This window comes from Bradyrhizobium sp. NBAIM08 (genome assembly GCF_020193935.1).
Classification (GTDB): domain Bacteria; phylum Pseudomonadota; class Alphaproteobacteria; order Rhizobiales; family Xanthobacteraceae; genus Bradyrhizobium; species Bradyrhizobium yuanmingense.
The window spans coordinates 1-415 of record NZ_JADYVR010000771.1; the positions used below are offsets into that span (position 1 = coordinate 1).

A 415-nucleotide genomic window follows, 5' to 3' on the forward strand; every position below is an offset into this window, starting at 1 on the left:
AGTCAATTCACCAGAGAGTTTGAAACGGTTCGCACGGAACGCGCGGCGGTGGTTCATCGTTTAAGTTCGCTCGAAGATTTGGATGCCCATCACGCCTATTATTCTGATGCCGTGCAGCAGATTCTTTCACCCGAACAGGCTGCAAAGATGAATGCGCTGGGAACGCTCGCCGATTTCGTAGAGGTCGAGCCGCAATATGAAAAATTGATTGAGAGTCTTTTCGGACGCGAATTGCAGTGTGTGATGGTGCCGACAATTGATGATGCGCTTGCAGGCGTTGAATTTATCAAGACGGAAAGTTTGGGACGCGGCGCATTTTTAGTTGTAGGCTTACACGGCGGTGAAGATGACTCTTCGCGAAGTTCAGATTCCGGAGTCTGGGACACGGAATCTGATGACGATGACGATGATGACG

At 50.1% G+C, this 415-nt stretch carries 1 protein-coding gene; it reads left to right on the forward strand.

Annotated features, from left to right (window positions below; all coding sequences use genetic code 11):
- A partial coding sequence (locus tag I6F37_RS41985; protein ID WP_225154671.1) for a hypothetical protein occupies positions 1-415 on the forward strand: 415 nt, incomplete at both ends.